This window comes from Promicromonospora sp. NPDC050880 (genome assembly GCF_044456525.1).
Taxonomy (GTDB): domain Bacteria; phylum Actinomycetota; class Actinomycetes; order Actinomycetales; family Cellulomonadaceae; genus Promicromonospora.
Genome location: NZ_JBITFV010000004.1, coordinates 341,398 through 361,758, shown reverse-complemented (window position 1 = coordinate 361,758; position 20,361 = coordinate 341,398). Strand labels below are relative to the sequence as shown.

General features: G+C 73.0%; 8 protein-coding genes. 2 read left to right on the top strand and 6 right to left on the bottom strand.

Annotated elements, in window-relative coordinates; translation table 11 throughout:
- From ACIBBF_RS10650 to ACIBBF_RS10640, 3 genes are all read right to left on the bottom strand, one after another.
- On the bottom strand, positions 1-2,471 hold a 2,471-nt coding region (locus ACIBBF_RS10650), incomplete at its 3' end, for an Ig-like domain-containing protein (RefSeq protein ID WP_397413049.1).
- 324 nt (positions 2,472-2,795) lie between these two features.
- The gene (locus ACIBBF_RS10645; RefSeq protein WP_397413048.1) at positions 2,796-8,915 is read right to left on the bottom strand and encodes an Ig-like domain-containing protein; all 6,120 of its coding nucleotides are present in this window, start codon (positions 8,913-8,915) and stop codon (positions 2,796-2,798) included.
- A 112-nt stretch (positions 8,916-9,027) separates the two neighbouring features.
- Positions 9,028-15,165, bottom strand: coding sequence for an Ig-like domain-containing protein (locus ACIBBF_RS10640; RefSeq protein ID WP_397413047.1), 6,138 nt, complete (start codon positions 15,163-15,165; stop codon positions 9,028-9,030).
- Between the two features lie 174 nt (positions 15,166-15,339).
- Between ACIBBF_RS10640 and ACIBBF_RS10635 the strand changes: the two genes are divergently transcribed.
- Entirely contained in the window at positions 15,340-15,585 is a 246-nt protein-coding gene (locus ACIBBF_RS10635; protein WP_397413046.1) for a CopG family transcriptional regulator, read from the top strand.
- Positions 15,579-15,926, top strand: a complete 348-nt coding sequence (locus tag ACIBBF_RS10630; protein ID WP_397413045.1) for a type II toxin-antitoxin system PemK/MazF family toxin — start codon at positions 15,579-15,581, stop codon at positions 15,924-15,926. Before ACIBBF_RS10635 ends, ACIBBF_RS10630 begins: the two co-directional genes overlap by 7 nt.
- 16 nt (positions 15,927-15,942) lie before the next feature.
- On the opposite strand, the gene ACIBBF_RS10625 is transcribed toward ACIBBF_RS10630, so the two are convergent.
- The 3 genes from ACIBBF_RS10625 to ACIBBF_RS10615 are packed head-to-tail and all read right to left on the bottom strand — an operon-like array spanning position 15,943 to position 20,356.
- Positions 15,943-17,031, bottom strand: a complete 1,089-nt coding sequence (locus tag ACIBBF_RS10625) for a polyprenyl synthetase family protein (protein WP_397413044.1) — start codon at positions 17,029-17,031, stop codon at positions 15,943-15,945.
- Positions 17,028-18,776 (bottom strand): NADH-quinone oxidoreductase subunit NuoN, encoded by a 1,749-nt coding sequence (gene nuoN / locus ACIBBF_RS10620; RefSeq protein ID WP_397413043.1) that lies wholly within the window; start codon positions 18,774-18,776, stop codon positions 17,028-17,030. Before nuoN ends, ACIBBF_RS10625 begins: the two co-directional genes overlap by 4 nt.
- Positions 18,773-20,356: an NADH-quinone oxidoreductase subunit M gene (locus ACIBBF_RS10615; RefSeq protein WP_397413042.1), complete on the bottom strand. Its 1,584-nt coding sequence runs from the start codon at positions 20,354-20,356 to the stop codon at positions 18,773-18,775. Before ACIBBF_RS10615 ends, nuoN begins: the two co-directional genes overlap by 4 nt.
- Positions 20,357-20,361: the final 5 nt, after the last annotated feature.

The following is a 20,361-nucleotide window of genomic DNA, read 5'->3' as shown; positions in this document are numbered from 1 at the left end:
CTGGCCGGCGGGGCCTCCTGCAGCTCGTCGTTGAGGGTGAGCTCCAGCCCGTCGGGGTGCGTGTCGTTCTTCAGCACCGGGATCGTCACCACGTCACCCGTGTGGACGGTCGCGGTGTCCGGGCCGGCCTCCGGCGGGCGCAGCTGCGCCGGCGCCGGGATCGGCACCACCCGCACCTGACCGGTCGCGGTGCCGCTGCCGTTGCCCACGGTGTAGTCGATGGTCATCGGCCCGTCGAGCCGCTTGACCTCCGAGACCTTGAGCACCTGGTGGTTGAGCACCGCAACCTTCACTGGGGAGTTGTCCGGCACCTCGACGCCCTGCACCACGAGCACGCCGCCTGCGGGGTCGGTGTCGTTGGCCAGCACGTCCACCAGGGCGGTGCCACCGGTGGGCAGCAGCACCTGGTCCGACACCGCCACCGGCACACCACCCTGCTCCGGCGGCGTCACGACGTCCACGCGGACCAGGCCCGTCACCGGCTTGGGGCCGTCGGTGATCTGGTAGGTCACGTCGTAGGAGCCGGGCTGGTCGCTGAGGAACTTGAAGGTCCCCGCGGTCGCGTTCGTCGTGATCTCGGCGTTCTGCTGCTCGGTGACGCTCGTCAGCCGCAGCTTGTCGCCGTTGGGGTCGTAGTCGTTCTTCAGCGGCTCCACCGTGACCGGCTCGCCCGCCAGGACGGTCACGTGGTCCTGGACCGCGATCGGCGCCACGTTGCTCGCGACCACGTCGATCTGGAGCTTGCCCTCCACGGGCATGTTGAAGGAGTCGGACACGGTCACGTCGACGACCTTGCGGCCCACCGTGGTGCCGCCGTCGCGGAACTCGATGGTGCCGTCAGGCCGGAACCGGACCTCGTCCAGCGGGTCGGCGGTGGAGGCGTTGGACAGGAACAGGTCGTCGCCGTCCGGGTCCTTGAAGTACGGCAGCACCTTGATTGTGCCCAGGCCGCCCTGCCCCACGCGGAGCACCGGCTCGCCCGACTGGACGGGCGCGTTGTTCTCCTCCAGCGGCACCACGTTCACCTTCACGGAGGCCGTGGCGGTGCCGTTCTCGCGGCCGTCGTCGACCTGGTAGTCGAACGACGTGGTGCCGGTCGCGTCGGCGGGGACGTTCGCCTGCAGCGCCGCGCCGTCCAGGACCCGGTCGACGGTGGCGCCACCGTTGACCTCGCCCTCGACCGAGACCGTCATGACGTCGCCGTCCGGGTCCATGTCGTTGCCCAGCACGTTCAGCACCGTCGTGCGGCCCGGGCGCACCCCGATCTCGTCGTCCTTGGGCTTGGGCGCCCGGTTGGGCTTGCTGCGGTCCGCGACGAACTGGTCCACCTGCTCCGGCGTCGTGTCCTCCGACTCCGTCTTCTCGCCCTCGGCGTCCTCGGGCATCTTGAGGTCCCAGTCGTCCACCTTCTGGAAGTCGTCGGCGGCCATCCACAGGGTGCCGTCGGCGACGTCGTTCAGGACGATCAGGTTCCGGTTCACGCGGTAGACCAGCGTCGCGGCGGCGTCCACGCCCTCCAGCACCTGGTCGACGTCGTTGTCCGGTCCCGGGCAGTCCCGCACCACCTGGCCCGAGCCCGACCAGGCGCCGTAGACGCACTCCCCGAGCTGGACCGGCGCCGACGGGTTGCCCGAGGCCGTGCGCTTCGTGGCGTCCCCGCCGCCCAGCGGCTGCGACACCAGGCCGGACGACGTCGCCACCACGACCACGTCGGACTCGCCCGACGGCTGCTGCAGCATGGCCTGGGCGCCGTCCACCGTGACGGTGTCCCCGCCGGGCAGCACGAGCGTCGCGCTCGACTGGTCCAGCACGACCGGCTGGTCGCCCACCGCGGAGACCTGCACCTCGGCGCCCGGGGACAGGTCCAGGTCGGACTCGTCGACGTCGCCGGCCACGCCCTGCGTGCTCGTGGGGACCGTGTAGAGCGTGCCGTCGGACGGGACCGCCAGGTACACGGTGCCGTCCTTGCCCACCGTGATCGCGCCGCCGGGACCCGCCTTGACGGTGGGCTTCATCTTCTTCTCGTCGAACGCCGCCGAGTCGAAGGGCAGCACCCAGGCGTTGCCCGACTCCGGGTCGTACACGGCGGTGGTCGCGGCGCCCGCGGCCACCTTGGCGCCGGCAGGGAACTTCATCGTCGCGTCCAGCGAGAGCAGGGCAGGGTTCACCGGGCTCGCGGACGAGTCACCCACGTTGTCGAACAGCACCCGCTGCGCGTCCTGCTCCACGTCGAAGCTCGTCGAGCTCGCCTGGAGGTAGCCGTCCAGCGCCTTGGCCTCGTAGTTGAACCGGCCCAGCTTGCCCGAGGCGGTCTGCGTGACCCAGACGCCGGAGTCGTTGAGCTCTACGTCGGCCGTCGCCTCCCCCTCGTAGAGGAGCGCGAACCCGACCAGCCCCGCACCGAAGAGGGTCACCGCACCGATCGACGCCACGGACCGGCGGTTCTCCAACACGCGCGAGACAAAGCTCATGCGCCCCTCCTCGATTCATTGCTCCAGCGAAGATTCCCGCCCGGACGACACACGGGCACGACGGAAGCACCCTACCGGGGCAGGGGGTGAATCGTCCCGCAGTTTCGCTGGGGAGGACTACCCATGCCGCCGGTCCGGATTGTAGGAGTCTGCGTGCTAGTCGGGGAGGCCGTTGCAGCATCCTGCAAGGGGTCTGACGTGGTCGGCACTCTCCTGCGGGGTCGGCACTTTGCCTCGAGATCGGTCCATGCCTGGACCGATCTCGAGGCAAAGTGCCGACCTCCCTCAGGAAGGTGCCGACCTGGGCGCGAGGCCTCGCCCAGGTCAGGGGTTGACGTTCGCCCTGTTCCACAGGATGCGGTTGGAGTCGGCGAGGTTGCCCTCCTCCGTCTCCAGCCACGTGTACTCGCCCTGGTACTGGTGCATGCAGTCCGTCCGCCCGGACCAGTTGCCGTTGGCGTCCGTCCGCGTGGGCACGCCGGCGACCTCGCCCCACCACTCGCCCATCTCCCACCGCGGGAAGTAGACCTGACCTGCGGAGTCGTGCTCGGTGGACAGGCACCGGTAGTGGAAGACCGTGTTGGGCTCCCAGCCGCTGACCGTCAGGTTGAGCCACTTGCACCACGTGTTGGGGCTCTGGTGGCAGCCCTCGGCCGAGCCTCCGCCGAACACCCCGCCCACGCTGATCGACACCGACGCGTTCGCCGGGTTGGGCAGCGTGCGCCCGCTCCCGGCGGCGTTCGCGCCCCAGCCCGCCGCGTTGTGCGCCTGGACGTCGATCGTGTAGGTCGTGCTGTACGCGCCGCCGGCGTCCGCCGTACCGCCCGAGGCCGGCAGCGACTGCCAGCCGCCGCCGTTGATCCGGTACCGCATGGCGTCGATGGCGCGGCCGCCGTTGCTGCCCGGGGTCATCGTGAAGCGCACCGTCTGGGAGTTCACGGTCGACGCCGTGACGTTCGGCGCCCCCGGCGTCGTGTAGGGCGTGACGCCGTTCGAGCTCGTGGTCCACGCCGAGCAGGTGTACTGGTTGCAGGCCCGCACCTGGAACCGGTACTCCGTGCCGTTGCTCAGGCCCGTGACGGTGTACGGCGACGTCGCGGTCCGCGCCGCCACGCCGTTGCCCTGCACCTCGTACCGGTGCGCCGGCCCGCGGAACGCGTCGGACGAGATGCCGCCCCACCGCACGGTCGCCTGACCGCTGGTGGTGCTGCCCAGCTCCGCCGTCGGCGTGCCCGGCACCTGCGGCTGGCCGTACGGCACCTGCTCGGGCGACCGGTCGCTGGCGGGCGACTTCCCGGCCTTGTTCTCCGCGGTGACGGCGAACGTGTAGGACGCCTCCGGGGACAGTCCCGAGACCACCCGGGACGTACCCGTGACGGTCTGGGTCTCCTTCATGGCGCCGTTCTCGTACACGTCGAGGTGATAGCGCGCCACCGGGTCGCCGTTGTTCGCCGGCTCCGTCCACGAGACCGTGATCTGGCCGCCGAGGGCGTTGTCCACCCGCTGGGCGGTGGGCGCCGCGGGCTGGGCGGGCGGCGCCGCCGGCACCTCCGGCGCGGACGCGTCGCTCCAGTCCGAGGGGTCGGGGGCGTCGTTCACGGCCTGCACCATGACGGTGTACGCCGTGCCGTTGGCCAGCCCGTCCCAGACGGTCGAGGTGCCGGTGACGCACGTCTTCTGGATCACGCCGTCGGCCGGTGCCGGGCTGATCTCCAGGTTGACGCACTCGATCGGCGACCGGTCCGTGTAGACGCGGTTCTCCCAGGCGACGGTGAGCGACGAGTCGCCGAACGTCAACGTCGGCGGCTCGGGCTTGTCGGGCTTCTCGTCGGGCCGCGCGTCCTCCGAGGGGGCCGACGGGTCGGACTCGCCCACCGCGTTGGTGGCCGTGACGGTGAAGTTGTAGACCACGTCGTTCTTCAGGCCCTTGACCGTGCAGGTGGTCGACGGGCACGACGTGGTATCGCCCTTGCCCGAGCGCGCGGTGTACCCGGTGATCTCCGCGCCGTTGTCGGGCGGCGCGTCCCACGACAGCACGACGGTGCCCGACCGCACCTCCTCGACCCGCGGCGCCCGGGGCGCCTCCGGCCGGCCCAGCACGGTCAGCCGGACCGTGCCCTCGACCTCGCGGTCGGGGTCGCCGGTCGCGTCCGCCACGCGGTACCGCACCACCATGGTGCCCACGAAGCTGTCCGACGGCGTCACGACCACCCCGGAGCCCGACGGCCCCGCGAAGCCCCGGCCGGTCTCGACCACCGCGCTGACCACGGTGAGCGGCTCCTCGGGGAACGGGTTGGCGTCGTTGGCGAGCACGTCCACCGAGGTCTCCTCACCCTGGTGGGCGTCGGTCACCTCGTCGGGGTTGGCCCGCGCCAGCGGCCGCGTGGACGCCACCACGGTGACCGCGAGCTCACCGGCGACGGGCGGGTGACCGCCGTCCGACACGGTGTACGGGACGGTGAACCGGGTGCCCTTGGGCACCGCGGCCTGCGCCTGGGCCAGGACGGTGGCACCCTCGGTGCCGAACGTGATGCCCTCGGCCCCGCCGGTGACCTCGACGGTCAGCGGGTCGCCCTCGGGGTCCGTCACGATGCGCGACAGGTCGAGCGCCGCCTCCTCGCCCGCCGCGACCTCCAGCAGCGCGGTGCCCCGGATCTCCGGAGGCTGGTTGCGGCTCGCCCGGACGTCGATCGGCAGGGTGAGCACGGCGGTGCGGCCCTCCGGGTCGTCGGGGCCGTCGCCGTCCGTCACCTCGAAGGTGACCGCCGCCCGGCCCACGTAGTCCTCGTCGGAGGTGTAGGTCAGCGTCGTGGGGCCCGTGACCTCACGGGTGCCCTCCACCGCCGCGACCTTCTCCTCGACCGTGAACCGCGGCTCGTGGCCGTCGGCCACCACCACGTGGTCCGCGATGTCGATCTCCAGGGCCTCGCCCGCGAACGTCCGGAGCGCCTCGACGGGCTGGCGCAGGTGGGGCAGCGAGCCGTCGCGCGGCACGCGCAGGAACGCCTTGGCCTCCAGGCCGTCCAGGTCGGTGACCGTGTAGGTGAGCACCTGCGGGTCCTCCGTGAGCGCCACCGTGACCTCGCCACCCTCGCCGAGCGTGACGCCCTCGGGGGTCTCGCCGCGCGCGTCGAGCACGGCGACCTCCAGGTCTGCGGCCACGCCGTCGGGGTCGGTGTCGTTGCGCAGCACGTCGACGGTCACCGTGTCGGACGTGACGTCGGCGGGCAGCACCACGTCGTCACGGGCCACCGGGCGCAGCAGGGGCGCGTCGTCGGCCACCTCGACGGTGACCGAGCCCGTGGCGCGGGCCGCGTACGTGTCCTCGATGCCGTAGTAGAAGGTGTGCGTGCCCTCGTCGTCCGGCGTGGTGACCACGATCATGTCGTCGGCCACCCGTGGGTCCAGGGCGTCCGCCCCCTCGAACGACCGGGGCACCAGGCCCACCTGGTCGCCGTCCGGGTCGGAGTCGTTCGCCAGCGCGTCCACGGCGACCTCGCGGCCGGGGCGCACGAGCGTCTCGTCGTCACCGGCCGTGGGCGGCTGGTTGGTGCCCGGCGGCCGCGCCACGCCCACGGCGACCGTGCCCTCCGCGGTGGCGCCGCGCGTGTCGGTCACGGAGTACCGGAACTCGTCGGCTCCGGCGGCGTCCCGCGACGCCTCGTACTCCAGGAAGCCGTCGACGAGCCGGACCGTACCCTTCGCGGGCGGCGAGGACAGGCCGTCGAGCGTGACGTGGTCGCCGTCCGGGTCGCTGCCGTCCAGGGGCAGCGTGATGCGGGTGACCGCGCCCGCGAGCACGCGCGCCGTCGTGTCCGGCGGCTGCGGCGCCGCGTTCTCCAGCGTGTCGGTCACGTTGATCGTGACCTGCGCCGAGTCCTTCTGGCCGTTGCTGTCCCGCACCTCGTAGACCAGGTGCTCGGTACCGGCCTCGGAACCCGCCCGGAACCGCACCGTGTCCTCGGAGACGAACGCCTCGCCCGACTCCGGCTCCTCGACGAGATCGGCCGCGAGCGTCAGCTCCAACCCGTCCGGGTGGGCGTCGTTGCGCAGCACCGGAACCGTCACGATGTCCCCGGTGTGCACCGTCACCTCGTCGGCCGCCGCCTCCGGCGGGCGGAGCTCGGTGGGCGCGGCGATCGGCACCACCCGCACCTGGCCGACGGCGGACTGCGTGCCGTTCGACGCGGTGTACCGCACCGTGACCGGCCGGTCGAGGCGCTCGGTCTCGGCGACGCGCAGCACGTGGTGGTCCAGCACCACGGCGGTCACGCCCGGGTCGGCCTCGACCGAGGACGCCACGAGCACGCCACCGGCCGGGTCCGTGTCGTTCGCGAGCACGTCCACGAGCGCGGAGCCGCCCGCCGGGAGCAGCACGGTGTCGGCCACGACGACGGGCGGGCCGGCGGCGTCGGGCGGGGGCAGCACGTCGATGCGCACCAGCCCCATGGTGGAGTCCGGACCGTCGCTGACCTGGTAGGTGATGTCGTAGCTGCCCGGCTCCTGGCTCACGAACCGGAACGTGCCCGCCGCGTAGTTCTCGGTGATGATCGCGGGCGCCTGCTCCGAGACGCTGACCAGCCGCAGGCGGTCGCCGTTCGGGTCGGTGTCGTTGCGCAGCGGCTCGACCGTGACCGGGTTGCCCGCCAGCACCGACACGTGGTCCGCCACGGCGACGGGCGGCTCCTGCGTGGCCACGACGTCGACCAGCAGGCGTCCCTCCCCCACCTGGTCCAGGCCGTCCGACACGGTGACGTCCACGATCTTTCGGCCTGTGGCGGTGCCGCCGTCCCGGAACTCGACGGTGCCGTCCGGGCGGAACCGCACCTCGTCCGCCGGGTCGGCGGTCGTGGCGCTCGACAGGACGAGGTCGTCGCCGTCCGGGTCGCGCCAGAACGGCAGCACCTTGATGGACGCGTCGCCACCCTGCGCGACCCGCAGCACCGGCTCGCCCTTCGCCACGGGCGCCGCGTTCTCGCCGAGCGGCACCACGCGGACGCGCACCTTCGCGTCGGCGCTGCCGCCGCGCCCGTCGTCGACCGTGTAGGTGAACGTGGCGCTGCCCGTCGCCGTCGCGGGCACGTCCGCCTGCAGCGCCGCACCGTCGAGCACGCGGTCCACCGAGATGCCCGACGCCGGCGCACCGCCCGTCCCGGCCTTCACCGACGCCGTCATGACGTCGCCGTCCGGGTCCATGTCGTTGCCCAGCACGTCGAGCACGGTCGTGCGCCCGGGCCGGACGCCCAGGGAGTCGTCCTCGGGTCGCGGCGCGCGGTTCGGCTTGTCACGCTCCGCGATGAACTGGTCCACCATCTCGGGCGTCGTCGTCTCCGACTCGGTCTTCTCGCCCTCGGCGTCCTCCGGCATCCTGAGATCCCAGTCGTCGACCTTCTCGAAGTCGTCCGCGGCCATCCACAGCGTGCCGTCGGCCACGTCGTTCAGGACGATCACGTCGCGGTTCACGCGGTAGGCGAGCTCACCGTCGGCACCCTCCAGCCGCTGGTCCACGTCCTGGTCGGTGCCCGGGCAGTCGCGGACCACCTGACCGGTGCCCGACCACGCCCCGTACGTGCAGCCGCGAAGCTGCACGGGCGCCGCCGGGGTGCCCTCGGCCCGGCGGGTCGTCGCGTCCCCGCCGCGCAGCGGCTGCGTCACGAGCCCCTTCGGTGTCCCGACGACGACGGCGTCCGCCGCGTCCGACGGCTGCTGGAGCCGTGCCTCGGCGCCGTCGGCCAGATCGACCACGTCGTCGCCGGGCAGCACCAGCGCGGAGGCCGTCCGGTCCAGCACCACCGGCTGGTCCCCGACCGCGGTGACCTCGATCTCGGCACCCTTGCCCACGCTCAGGTCCGACTCGGACACCTCGCCGGCGGCACCGGTCGCACCGGTCTCCACGGTGACGAGCCGGCCCTGCCCGGGCACCGCGACGAACACCGTGCCGTCCGTCGCCACCGCGAGCCGGGCGCCGGGGGCGAGCTCCGCCGTCGGCTCCAGGTCCGTCGCGCTGAACTGGGTGGCGCCGTCGAACGGGAGCACCCACAGGCGGCCGTCGTCCGGGTCCAGGACGGCGGCCGTGGAACCGCCCGAGGCCACGACCGCACCCGCCGGCACCGTCATCGTGCCCTCCAGCGCCAGGTGCGCCGGGTCGACGGGGTTCGCGGTGGCGGCGCCCTCGTCGGTCATCAGCACGCGGTACTCCGCCTGCTGCACGTCGAACGTCGAGGAACCGGACAGCAGCGTGCCGTCGAGCGCCTGGGCCTCGGAGTTGAACCGGCCGAGCAGGCCGGCGGACGTCTTGGTCACCCACACGCCGGAGTCGTCGAGGTCCACCTCGGCCGTGGCCTCGCCCTCCTGCAGCAGCATCAGGAGCACCAGGGCCCCCGTGAAGAGACCGACGACACTGCCCGAGACGACGGAACGTGTCGACAGCTTCAGTGCGGGCACAGGTCTTCCCCAACTCTTGGTCAGCAGCGGTGGCCGCAGCCTAGCCGTTGCCCGGGACAACCCGGACGTGCACACCGGGCGTCGAGCGGGTGAAACGGGGACACCGCCCGTTTCACCACGTCACGGATGTCGCCCTGCCCCAGTTGTACGAGTAGACGTAGACCTCGGCGCCAGGGGTGCCCCACGCGCACGGCAGCTCGCCGGTGAAGTTCCCGTCCGCGTCGGTCCGGAACCTCCGGCCGTCGCGGGTGGTCTCGAAGGCGAGGTTGCCGCCCGGAGCCGGGGCGAACCTCTCGCCCTCCGCGGAGCACGCGGCGCCGAAGTCGAAGTTCGGCTCGGCGTTGCGCAGGCGCAGGCCGAGGTAGGCGCACGTGGACCGGGTGCAGGTGGTGCCGTCGTCGTTGGTGAAGCCCACGGCGCTCGCGCCCTTGTAGGTCGTCAGCTGCCGGTCGCTCTCCGAACCGCCCGTGCTGCCCGTCTTGCGGGCCCACGCACCGCACCCGGCGTCGTTGCACAGCCGCGCGCGCATCGTGTACGTCTTGTCCGGTCCCGTGGGCACGTTCACCTGGTAGAAGTGGTCACCGTTCTGCCAGGCGTCGGAGAGGTTCTCCCGCACGCCCTCGCGCGTCGTGTCGCCGCCGAGCTGGAACTCGATGCGGTCGATCCGGCGCCCGCCGTTGCTCTCCGCCGCCCAGATCCGGAAGTTGCCGTCGTCCCCCAGGTCCTCGAACCAGTCGATCGGCGGCGCGCCGGGCACGGTGTACGGGTTGACGGAGTTCGAGCGCGCCGTCCAGGCCGAGCACGTGTAGGCGTTGCACGCGCGGACCTCGAACGTGTGGTCCTGCCCGTTCGCCAGGTGCGTGAAGTCGGTCGGGGAGCCCGCCACGTCCTTCACCGCGGAGCCGTTCGCCCGGACCTGGTAGTACGGCTCCTTGCCCCGGAACTCGGTGATCTCGCCCCAGGTGATCCTGGCCTTGCCGTTGGTGTCCCCGCTGATCAGCGCGGCCCTCGGGGTGCCGGGCACCGCCGGGACGCCGTACGGCTCCAGCGCGGCGGACCGCACGCTCGCGGGCGACGTCCCCGCCTTGTTCTCCGCGGCCACCGTGAACTCGTAGGCCGACTCCTGGTCGAGGCCCTGGAGCTTCTGCGACGTGCCCGCCACGGGCAGGGTGCGCTTCAACGACCCGTCCTGGTAGACGCCCAGGTGATAGGCCTCGACGGGGGCACCGTTGGTGGCCGGCGCCGTCCAGCGCACCGTGACCTGCCCGCCCACGGCGGTGTCCACCCGTGTCGCGCGCGGTGCCGCGGGGCGGTCGGGCGGTGCCGCGGGGGTCACCGGCGCCGACGGGTCCGACCACTCCGACGGGTCGGGTGCGGCGTTCCGGGCCTGGACCCGCACCGTGTAGGCGGTGCCGTTCGCCAGGCCCTCCCACACCGTGCTCGTGCCGTCCAGGCACGTCTTCTGGATCCGGCCCGACGGCGGCGCCGGGCTGATCTCCAGGTTCACGCACTCGATGGGCGACCGGTCGGTGTACGACCGGTTCGCCCAGGTCACGGTGAGCTGCCGGTCGCCGAACCGCAGCGCCGGCGGAGCGGGCGGGTCGGGCTTCTCGTCGGGCCGCGCCTCCTCGGACGGGCCCGAGGTCCCGGAGGTACCCACCTCGTTCCGCGCCGCTACGGTGAACGTGTAGAGCTGGTCGTTGGTCAGCCCGGTGACCGTGCAGGTCGTCGTGGGGCACGTGGTCACCCGGCCCGCGCTCGACCGCACGCGGTACTCGGTGATCCGCGCGCCGTTGTCCGGCGGCGGGTCCCAGCTCAGCACCACCGTCTCGGAGCGCACCTCCGCCACCTTCGGCGGCCGCGGCGTCTCCGGCACACCGAGCACGGTCACCCGGGCGACGCCCTCGACCTCGCGGGTCGGGTCACCCGTCGCGTCCGCGACCCGGTACCGCACGACCGTGACGCCGTGGAAGTCGGCGGGCGGCGTGACGCGCACGCGGTCGCCGGCCGTCTCGACCGTGCCCCGGCCGGACTCCAGCCGCGCCGAGACGAGCCGGAGCGGCTCCTCGGGGAACGGGTTGACGTCGTTGGCGAGCACGTCCACCGTCACCGGCTCGCCCTGGTGCGCGTCCGGCACCTCGTCGGTGGTGGCGCGGGCGAGCGGGCGGGTCGAGGCCACCACGGTGATGCCGAGCTGTCCCGCCACGGGCGGGTGGTTGCCGTCCGACACCGTCAGGCCGACGGACGCGCTCGTCCCCTTCGGGAGGTCCGGAGCCGCGGTGACCAGCACGGTCGTTCCCTGGGTGGCGACGCTGAGCCCTTCCGCGCGACCCGTCACCGTCACGGTGAACGGGTCGCCGTCGGGATCCGTGACGAACCGCGACAGGTCGAGCGCCGTCTCCTCGCCCGCGGCCGCCTCCACCCGGGGCGTGCCCCTGATCTCGGGCGGCTCGTTCGCACCCGGCAGCACGAGGAGCGGCAGGGCGAGCACGGCACGGTGGCCGTCCGGGTCGTCGACGCCGTCGCCGTCGGTCACCTCGAAGGTGACGGCCGCCCGGCCGGAGTAGTCCCGGTGCGCCGTGTAGGTGATCTGAGCGGGCCCCGTGACCTCGTGGACGCCCTCGGTCGCCGCCACCCCGGACTCGTCGGTGAGCCGCGGCGTGCGGCCCTCGGCCACCACCACGTGGTCGGCGAGGTCCAGCTCGGCGGGCTCGCCCGCCGTCACCTCGATCGGCTCCAGACCGTCGCGCAGGCGCGGGAGCGTGCCGTCGCGCGGCACGCGCAGGAACGCCCTGGCGGCCAGGCCGTCGAGATCGGTGACCTCGTAGGTGATCACCTGGGGCTCGGCGGTGAGCGGCACCACGACCTCGCCGTCGGCGGACACCGTGGGCCCGCCCGGCTCCTGCCCGCCCGGCGCGGGCAGCGACACCTCCAGGTCCGCCGCGAGCCCGTCGGGGTCCAGATCGTTGCCCGTGACGTCCACGGTCACCGTGTCGGACGTGACGTCCTCCGGCGCGACGACGTCGTCCCGCGCGACCGGGCGGAGCAGCGGTGCGTCCCGGGACACGTCCACGGTGATCGCGCCCGTGGCCCGCGCCGCGAACGAGTCCTCGATGCCGTAGTAGAAGGTGTGCGTGCCCTCGTCGTCGGGCGCGGTGACCACGACGAGGTCGTCCGCGACCTCCGGGTCCAGGTCGGGCGCGCCCTCGAACGACCGCGGCACCAGGCCCACCTGGTCGCCGTTCGGGTCGGAGTCGTTGGCCAGCGCGTCGATGCCGACGGTGCGGCCCGGCCGTACCGACACCTCGTCGTCCACGGCCAGCGGAGCCTGGTTGACCTGCGGCGGAGCCGCCACGCCGACGCGCACGGTGCCGATCGCCGTCTCACCACGCGTGTCCGAGACCGAGTAGGTGAACTCGTCCGCGCCCGTCGCGGACCTCGCCGCCTCGTACTCCAGGTGGCCGTCCACGATGTCGGCCGTGCCCCGGGCGGGCGCCGACGCGACGGCGTCCAGCCGCACGTGGTCGCCGTCGGGGTCGCTGCCGTCCAGCGGCAGGGCGATGCGCGTGGTCGCCCCGGACAGCACGCGTGCCGTGACCTCGGGCGGCTGCGGCGGGGCGTTCTCGTCGTCGTCGTCCACCACCGTCACCGTGACCTGGGCGGAGTCCTGCTGCCCGGAGGAGTCGGCGACCTCGTAGACGAGGTGCACCGTGCCGCTCTGCCCCGGGTCCGCCTTGAACCGCACGGTGTCCTCGGAGACGAACGCCTCCCCTGCCTCCGGGTGCTCCACCAGCTCCTCGGCGAGCGTGAGCTCCAGCCCGTCCGGGTGGGAGTCGTTCCGCAGCACCGGGACGGTGACCACGTCGCCCGCGTGCACCGTCGCCTCGTCCGGCTCCGCCTTCGGCGGCCGCTGGGTCGTCACCGCCGGCACCGGGACCACCCGCACCTGCCCGACGGCGGTCCCGGAGCCGTTCGCCACCGTGTACTCCAGGGTGACGGGCCCCTCGGGGCGCGTGGCCTCGGCGACGCGGAGCACGTGGTGGTCGAGCACCGCGGCGGTGACCGGGGCGCCGTCGGGCATCGTCACGGACTGCACCACGAGCACCCCGCCGGCCGGGTCTGTGTCGTTCGCCAGCACGTCCACGAGAGCGGACCCGCCCGCCGGCAGCAGCACCGTGTCGGTCACCGTGACGGGCGCACCGTCGTCGTCCGGCGGCGGCAGCACGTCCACGCGGACCAGCCCGAGGACCGCGGCCGGACCGTCGCTGACCTGGTAGGTCAGGTCGTAGCTCCCGGGCTCGTCGGAGACGAACCGGAACGACCCGGCCGCGAAGTTCGGCGTGATCGTGGCCGGGGCCTGCTCGCCGACGTCGACCAGCCGGAGCCGGTCACCGTTCGGGTCGGTGTCGTTGGCCAGCGGGTACACCGTCACGGGCTGCCCCGCCGGGACGGCCACGTGGTCCCCTACCGCGACCGGCGGCTCCTGGGACGCGACGACGTCGACCAGCAGCCGCCCCTGCCCCACCTCGCCGGTGCTGTCGCTCACCGTGAGGTCCACGACCTTGCGGCCCACCGTGCCGCCGCCGTCGTGGAACTCCACGGTGCCGTCGGGGCGGAACCGGGTCTCGTCGGCGGGGTCACCGGTGGCGGCGCTGGACAGCACCAGGTCGTCACCGTCGGGGTCGCGCCAGAAGGGCAGCACCTTGATGTCCGCCGACCCGCCCTGCGCCACGCGGAGCACCGGCTCCCCGTCGGGCTCCGGGGCCGTGTTCTCGTCGGGCGCGACGACGCGCACGCGCACGTCGGCGTCCGCGGTGCCGCCCCGCCCGTCGTCGACCGTGTACGTGAAGGTCACCGAGCCGGACGCCTCCGGCGGCACGTCCGCCTGGAGCGCCAGGCCGTCCAGCACCCGGTGCACCGTGACGCCGCTCGCCTCCGCGGGCTGCCGGTCCACGGACACGGTCATCACGTCGCCGTCGGGGTCGGTGTCGTTGCCCAGCACGTTCAGCACCGTGGTGCGCCCGGCGCGCACGCCGAGGTCGTCGTCCTGCGGGATCGGTGCCCGGTTGGGGCGGTCCCGCTCGGCCACCACCTGGTCCACCAGCTCCGGCGTGGTCGACTCGGTCTCGGTCTGCTCGCCCACGGCGTCCTCGGGCATCGTCAGGTCCCAGTCGTCCACCGTCTCGAAGTCCTCGGCGGCCATCCACAGGGTGCCGTCGGCGACGTCGTTCAGGACCACGACCTCGCGGTTGACCCGGTAGGCGAGCTCGCCGTCGGCGCCCTCGAGGTACTCGTCCACGTCCCGGTCCGTCCCCGGGCAGTCCCGTACCACCTGCCCGCTGCCCGACCACGCCCCGAACGTGCACGCCCCCACCTGGACAGGAGCCGCCGGGACGCCCTCGGCCACCCGGGTCGTCGACTCACCGCCGCCGAGCGGCTGCGCGACCAGCCCGGTCGTCGTACCGACCACGACGGACCGGGCCTCCTCGGACGGCTGCTGCAGCCGCGCCTCGGCTCCTCCGGTCAGGTCCACGACGTCGCCGTCGGGCAGCACCAGCGCCGAGGCGGTCCGGTCCAGCACCACGGGGTCGGCCCCGACCGCCGTGACCTCCAGCTCGGCGTCCTCCTGGACGGGCAGGTCGCTCTCGCTCACCTCGTCGGGCCCGCCCTGCGTGCCCGTCGTGACGCGGTACAGGGTCCCCGCCCGCGCGACGGCGACGAAGACCGTCCCGTCGGTCGCCACGGCGAGCCGCCCGCCCGGGCCCACCTCCGCCACCGGTTCCAGCGCCTCCTCGTCGAAGGCGGTGACCCCGTCGAACGGCAGCACCCACAGGCGTCCGTCCTCGGGGTCGAGGATCGCGGTGGTACGCCCGCCGGACGCGAACAGCGCGCCACGCGGGGCCCGGACGGGGCCGGCGAGGACGAGCTGGGCGGGGTCGACGGGGCTGGCGGTCGACTCGCCGTCGTCGGTCATCAGCACCCGGTACTCGTCCTGCTGGACGTCGAACGTGGAGGAGCCGGCGAGCAGCGTGCTGTCCAGGGCGTGCGCCTCGTCGTTGAACCGGCCCAGCCGGCCCGACTCGGTCTGCGTGACCCAGACGCCGGAGTCGTCGAGCTCGAGCTCGGCGGTGGCCTCGCCGTCCTGCGCGAACGCCAGGGCGACCAGCGTGCCGACGAACAGGGCGACCAGGAGCCAGGACACCACGAAGCCGGGTGTGACCCGGAACCGCTCCTCGACCTCGGCCTCCACCAACCGCCCTCTCGCCAGGTCGGATCTTAGTCAGCGCCCCGGGCTCTCGCGGTGCGGGAGGCCCCCGTTTCAAGACCTCCGAACAAGACTGGTCGCGACGTCGGCCATCTGATAGCGGGCCAGCAGGTCGGCGACCCTGGCCAGGAGGTGGTATGACTGGTTATACTCGACACCATGAAGACAGCCATCTCCGTCCCGGACAGGGACTTCCATCGGTTCGAACGAGTCGCGTCCCGGCACGGGATGAACCGTTCAGAGTTCTATCGCCGTGCTGCGGAACACCTGGCCGACCAGCTCGAGGGCACCAGCGAGCTGACCCGGCTGGCGAACGCCGCGCTCGCTGCGGCCGGCCAGCCCGCGGAGGACGGCCTCTTCCTCGCGGAGTCCGAGCACCGGATGACACCGGACGAGGAATGGTGATCGCTCGGGGTGACGTCGTCTGGGTGGACTTCGGCCAACCGCGCGGGGGTGAGCCGGCCAAGGTCCGCCCCGCCCTGGTGCTCCAGGAGGACTGGCTGCTGGCAACCGACATCAACACCGTGATCGTCGTACCGCTCACGTCCAACCTGAGACTGGAGGCTTTCCCCGGCAACGCCCTCATCCCGGAGGCCGCCTCCGGGCTCGACAAGGACTCCGTGGCCGTCGTCTCGCAGATCGGGCCCGTCAGCCGAGAGTTTCTCGAGCCCTACCCGGTCGGCCGCGTCCCGGAGTACCTCCTCGCGAAGGTGGCCGACGGAGTCCGCCTGGTCACCGGCGTCTGAGCAGACGCCGGCGGACTCACACCGCCCGGTCCGCCAGCACCTGCGCGAACTGCTCCAGGGACTCCTTCACCGGGCCGTCCGGCAGCGGCGCCAGCTCGGCGGCCGCCGCGCGCGCCCAGCGCACCGCGAGCTCCCGCGTCTCGGCGAGCACCGCGTGCGCCCGGAGCCGCTCCACGACGGCGGACAGCGCCTCGTCGGAGGACAGGTCGCCGTCGAGCGCTGCGAGCAGGTCCCGGTCCTCGTCGGTGGCCTCGTCGGACTCGACGCGCTGGCGCAGCAGCAGCACCGGCATGGTCGGCACGTGCTCGCGCAGGTCCGTCCCGGGCGTCTTGCCCGAGGTCGCGCCCGACGACGCGACGTCGAGCACGTCGTCGGCGAGCTGGAAGGCGACGCCCACCTTCTCGCCGTAGGCGCCCACGGCCTCCACGTGCTCGGCCGGTGCCCCCGCCATCATCGCGCCCAGCCGGGCCGACGCCGAGAGCAGCGACGCCGTCTTGTCCGACAGGACCTGGAGGTAGTGCTCCACCCGGTCCGTGCCGTCGTCCGGGCCCATGGTCTCGTGGAGCTGGCCCAGGCACATCCGCTCGAAGGTCCGGGACTGCAGGATCACCGCCTCCGGCCCGAGCTCCGCCACCCGGGCCGACGCCCGGGCGAACAGCATGTCGCCCACGAGGATCGCCACCGAGTTGCCCCACACCATGTGCACCGCCGGGGCCCCGCGCCGCACGGGCGCGGAGTCCATGACGTCGTCGTGGTACAGCGAGGCCACCTGGGTCAGCTCCACGACCACCGCCGCGCCGACGACGCCGGGGGCGGCGCCGTCGCCGAGCTCCCCCGTCAGCAGGGTCAGCAGCGGCCGGAACCGCTTGCCGCCCGCGTCGATGAGGTGCCGGGAGGCGCCGTCGGCCAGCTTGTCCGCACTGGCGACGGCCTCCAGGAGCGCCTCGTCGACCACCGTGAGCCGGTCCGCGAGGCGCGACGCCAGCTCGGGGTCGGTGATCGGCAGGCCGAGCGCGGTCGGGTCGGGCGGGTTCGACGAGGCGGCCGGAGGAGGCGTCGCGGGGGTGCCCGACGTCGTCTGGGGCGGCAGCGGTGCGGAGGTCACGGCACGAACTTACTTGCCTGTTCCACCAGAGAGAGAACCGGGGACGGGAAGACGCCGAGAATCACCGTGGCGATCGCGCACACGGCGATGGCCACGGCGGCCGGTCCGCGGGACCGCACCACGGTCACCACGACGCGCTGCGCGGCCGTGACCTGCGGCGTGGCCAGTGTCGCGGTGGCGGCGCCGCCCTGGGCCGGAGCCGACGTCGCGACGTCCTCCGCGTCCGGCACCTGTTCGGGCACGGTCTCGTCGTCCGCCTTCTGGAAGACCATGACCACGAGCAGCCGCAGGTAGAACGCGACCGCCACCACCGACGCGAGCACGCCGAGCACCGCGAGCCACCACAGGCCACCCGTCGTCGCCCCGGTGAACGCGCCGAACTTGGCGATGAACCCGGCGGTCAGCGGGATGCCGGCCATGGACAGCAGGAACAGCGCGAACGCGGCGGTCAGCCACGGGGCCTTGCGACCCAGCCCGGCCCACTGCGCGATCTCCGTGGCCTCGCCCAGCACCACGCCGTCGTCCCCCACCGGGCCGTTCGCCTCGCCCGCGCCGGACACGACCCGGCGCTCCCGCACCAGGGTGACCACGCCGAACGCGCCGATCGTGGCGATGCCGTAGGCCAGCAGGTAGAACAGCGTGGACGACTGCACCTGGGCGTTGAAGCCCGCGATGCCCACGAGCAGGAACCCGGCGTGCGCGATCGAGGAGTAGGCCAGCAGCCGCTTGACGTCGGACTGGACGGAACCGATCACGGTGCCGACCGCCATGGTCAGCACCGCGACCACGACGATGACCACCTGGAGCTGCCGCATGGTCTCCGGGTGCACCGCCTGCACCCCGATCGAGATGCGGTACAGCACCTCGACCAGCGCCGCGACCGCCGCCACCTTGGTGCAGGCCGCCATGAACCCGGTGATCGGCGTGGGCGCACCCGTGTAGACGTCGGGCGTCCAGGCGTGGAACGGCACCGCACCCACCTTGAACAGCAGGCCCACGACGACGAGCAGCACGCCGGCCACCAGCAGCCCGGTCATGCCCTCCAGGGGCAGGCCGCCCTGCTGCACCTGCTGGGCGATCTCCAGCAGGCGCACCGTGCCGGCGAACCCGTAGATCAGGGCGACGCCGAAGATGAACAGCGCCGAGGCGAACGCGCCCAGCAGGAAGTACTTCGCGGCGGCCTCCTGCGACAGGAGCCGACGCCGGCGCGCCGTGGCGCACAGCACGTACAGCGGCAGCGACAGCACCTCCAGGGCGATGAACATGACGATCAGGTCGTCCGTCGAGGCGAAGAGCATCATGCCGCCGGCCGCGAACAGCAGCAGCGGGTAGATCTCGGTCTGCTCCAGGCCCGAGCGCCGGGCAAGGTCCTCGTAGGAGGTGCCGGGCACGGCGGAGGCCGCGGGGGCGAAGGCGTCCTGCCCGCTGCTGGTGCGGTCGGCCACGACGAGCACGCCCAGGAACGCGAGCAGCACGACGATGCCCTGCGCACCGAGCGCGAACGGCGTGAGCGTCACGCTGCCGCCCACGACCTGCACGGGCTGCGCCACGATCTGAGGCCACAGCACCGCGACGAACGCGAAGCCGCCGGCCAGCGCGGCGAGCGTCAGCACGATCTGGGTCGAGCGACGGGCCCGGGCGGGCACGAACGCCTCGACGAGCACGCCGACGATGCCCGCGCCGAGCACCACGACCAGCGGTGCGAGGGCGAGCCAGTCGATCTCGGGCGGCACGAAGGTGGTCACTTGTCGCTCCCCGTCTGCGCGGCGGCGTCCGCCGGTTCGTCGACCGCCGTGACGGCCACCGACTGCTCGGCGGGCGCGTCCACGTAGGTCAGGGCAAGGCTCGGCACCAGGCCGAGCACCAGGAGGCCGGCCACGAGCGGTGCCGCGACGACGCGCTCACGCACCCGCAGGTCGGGCAGGGTTTCCAGCCCTGCGGCCGGCTTTCCCGTGAAGATCTTCTGGTAGGTCAGCAGCACGTAGACCGCCGCGAGCACCACGCCGGGGATCGCCACGACGGCCCAGGCCGCCGAGCCGGCGGGCGTGCCGCCGAACGCGCCGATCAGCACCATGATCTCGCTGACGAAGGTGGCCAGGCCGGGCAGCGAGAGCGTCGCGAGACCCGCCACGAGGAACGTGCCGGCGAGCACCGGGGTGACCGACCGCAGCCCGCTGTAGGCCGAGATCTTCTGCGACTTCTCCGGGTGCCGGGATACGAGGAACCCGGCCACCAGGAACAGCGCGCCGGTGGCCAGGCCGTGGTTGAGCATCATGAAGCTCGACCCGGCGGTACCCAGCTCCGTGAACGTGAAGATGCCCAGGATGATGAAGCCGAAGTGGCTCACCGAGGTCCAGCCGACGAGCCGCAGCAGGTCGGTCTGCATGATCGCCATGATCGCGCCGTACAGCACCGAGATCACCGCGAGGGCGATGACGAACGGCGCCGCCCAGCGGGACGCCTCCGGGAACAGCGGGAGGCACAGGGTCAGCATCCCGAAGGTGCCCACCTTGTCCAGCACGCAGATCAGCAGGGTGGACGTGCCGGGGGTGGCGTTCCCCGCGACGTCGGGCAGCCAGCTGTGCACCGGGACCATGGGGGCCTTGATCGCGAAGGCGATGAAGAACCCGACGAACATCAGCCGCTCGGCGGTGGTGCCCAGGTCCACGGCGACGAGCTCGTCCACGAGGAACGCCCGGCTCGGGTCCACGCCCGCGCCGACCGCGAGGAAGTACAGCACGATGACCGCGGCGAGCATGATCAGCCCGCCGCCCAGGCTGAACATGAGGAACTTGACGGCGGCCCGGCGCCGTCCGGCGCCCTGCCCGAACCCGCCGATGAGGAAGTACGCCGGGATGAGCATCGCCTCGAACAGCACGTAGAACAGGAACACGTCCCGCGCGGCGAAGACGGCGACCATGAAGGCCTGGAGCAGCAGCACCAGGCCGACGAACCGGCGCAGCCGCACCTCGTCGCGCCCCTGCTCCGTCCAGGCGGCCAGCAGCACCAGCGGCACCAGCACCACGGCCAGCGCCACGAGCAGCAGGCCGACGCCGTCGACGGCCACCGCGTAGGAGACGCCGATCTGACCGATCCACGGGTGGGTCTCGGCAAGCTGGTGCTCGGCCGACGCGCCCGTGTCGAACGCGAGGAACGCGCCGACGAGCAGGACCACCTCGACCAGCGAGAACAGCAGCGCGAGCGGCCGGGCGAGGCCCACCCCGGAGCCCGCGGGCCCGGTGCGCCGTCGCACCAGGCCGCTCAGGCCCACGACGGCGGCGCCGACCAGCGGCCATGCGATGAGCACGGTCAGCCAGGGAAACATCTCTC